This is a genomic window from Microbispora sp. NBRC 16548 (assembly GCF_030268985.1).
GTDB classification, from domain to species: Bacteria; Actinomycetota; Actinomycetes; order Streptosporangiales; family Streptosporangiaceae; genus Microbispora; species Microbispora catharanthi.
In genome coordinates, this window is the sequence record NZ_BSSF01000048.1 from 1 (window position 1) to 2,454 (window position 2,454).

At 64.9% G+C, this 2,454-nt stretch carries 1 protein-coding gene; it reads right to left on the reverse strand.

Annotated elements, in window-relative coordinates:
• On the reverse strand, nt 1–1,279 hold a 1,279-nt coding region (locus QSK36_RS42940; RefSeq protein WP_285786425.1), incomplete at its 3' end, for a trypsin-like serine peptidase.
• Nucleotides 1,280–2,454 lie beyond the last annotated feature (1,175 nt).

The following is a 2,454-nucleotide window of genomic DNA, read 5'->3' on the forward strand; positions in this document are numbered from 1 at the left end:
AGGTCTTGCCGTAGGCCCACTTGAGGGTCTTGCCGGTGAAGGCGTAGTTGCCGTCCGGGTGCGACCCGCTCGGGTAACCGAAGACGAAGATCCCGGTGCCGATCTTCTGGTTGTAGGCCAGGCCCTGACCACCGACGTTGCTGCCGAGGGTGCCGACGTCCTTCAGCGCGATGTCCACGATGTGGCCACGCAGCTTGTACTTCTTGGCGATGTTCACCCAGAACTTGGCCTTGTACCAGCCGTTGTTGTAGGTGTAGTAGAGGGTGCCGTCGACGATCTTGTCCTGGTGGTCGTTGCCCACAGCCGCGACGTACTCGTCCTTCGAGACCCGGGAGATCTCGTAGCCGGCCTTGCCGCGGAAGGACGCGTCCTTGACCTCGCCACGGACCAGTGCACCGAGCTTCTCGACCGTGTAGTCGATGCCGATCCACTGGCACCACTTGTCGAGCGGGACGTAGACCTTCTGCGACTCCTCGCCGTGCTTGGCGACGTGCCAGTTGAACGCCCACGGGCTCTTGACGTCGTTCGGGCCGAAGGACACGATCTCGCCGGACCAGCCGGTCGTCTTGAGCTCGAGGTCCTTGCGTGCCTTCTCGGCGTCCGCCTTGTTGTCGAAGACGCGGTCCTTGACCCAGTTCTTGACCTTGTCGACGGCCACGTCGGTGACCTGGACGCCGTTGTAGACCGTCACGAACGCGTAGTCGCGGTCGCCGTCCTCGTAGACGTCGTAGTCGTAGTGGGTGTAGGCGGTCTTACCGACGTAGATGCCCCACGGGGTCTTGCCCTGGTAGTAACCGGGGATGAAGACCCACTTGTCGAGGGTCTCCTTGTTGGTCGCCGTGTCGTAGACGCAGTGACCGGCGGTCGCGACCAGGTTCTTGTAGCCGCTCTGCACCGAGGTGGCCGAGCACCAGTGAGGCTTGCCGTCGCCGCCGATGAAGAACACCTTGCCGGTGGTCTTCGGCAGGTTGACGTTCTTCAGGGTCGCCGTGGAGGCCTTCTGGTCGCCGCTGGAGCCCACGACGCCGGCCTTGCTGTCGGCCGAAGCACCACCCGTGGAGACGTGCTTGGTGGGCAGCGTCGTCTCGACGTTGTACGGCGTCGCGTTGATCAGGTTGGCCTTGTTCTGGCCGTACCAGAACGCCGCCACCTGCTTGGCGGCGAAGTTCGTGTTCGCGAGGTTGATGGCCGGGATCTCGTCGGCGTGAGCCGGCGCGGCGACGACGGCAGAGGCCAGCAGGCCGGCCGCGATCCCGCCGAGAGCGAGGGTGCGCTTCATGGGTTTCTCCCAGGTCTGTCGTGGGACGCCACTTGCGCCCCATGCGTCAGTGAAGGATCGAGGAGAAAGCTATAGGAGGAAGAAGGGGTACGTAAGGCGATTCGTGCGGTCTATTCGCAAGGCACTAATGACGCGCCGATGCTCGATCTGTCCTGGTTGACAGTGTTTGCGCTGATCAAATACGCATTCTCCGATCCTCCTCACCTTGAGTCATGGAACGGTTTAGGACGCCGTGTGACGCAAATCACAGTCGCTGGATGAAACCGATGGGCGGCCGAGCCCCGTCAAAGCCGGTCCGGCTACCGGGATGCGTGCCGGAGGAGACGCTCCGTGCCGTTGCGGAGGATGCTGAGAGCGCACCCGGAGGGCATGCGGGAATGACACCGCGTCCGTGCCGATCCTCCTGGGCCGATCCTCCTGAGAAACGGCGCTGAAGCAGGCGGCGACTGCCGCTCAAGCGGTGGTCGGCCGGCGCCGGTGGCGTGTGTCTGAGAATCATCCGGCGGCCGTCGGCGAAGATCTCGCCGACGAGGCCCAGGGCCAAGGCGTCGCGCGTTCTGCTGGGGAGGCGATCCCTGTCACCGTCGCCGTCGTGGATACGCCGTAGCGGGCCTGAGCCGGATTCGCGCGAGGGTTCTGGGCGGAGCCTGAGCCGGCGCGGGATTCGGGATGCCGACGCCGGAGACGGAAGGCTCGTGCGTCGGCGTGGCGGGCATGGAGCGTGCTGTCGACGCGGACGGCAGAGATGTCTCCCGTTCGTCTGATGCACGCCGTGAGATGTCGCGACCCTGGTGGTGGGACGAGCGCGACCTGGCGGCACCCGCCGTCGTTTCGCCGTCGGATGGGACGGCGAGTCGGCGTGCCTGCGACTCCTGAGAGAATGGCCCCCTTCACTGCAAGGCGGCGGAGCCTCGGCTCTCCGCTGTTTCGCGGGCGCGGCGGGTTCTTTATGACGTTCATGCGGCCGCACCGGTCGCCCCGCCAATGCGGTATACGGCGAAAGCGGGCGAGGAATAGGAAAAGGGCCCGGCTGGAGGCCGGGCCCTTTCCTTTACGGTCCAGTCAGAGCGTCAGAGAGCTAGTCTCAGACGATCTTGCCGGAAGCGAACTTCGCGGCGTACTGGTAGACGGCCAGGGTCTCACCGTCGAAGTACGGGGAGACGCTGGTGTCGATG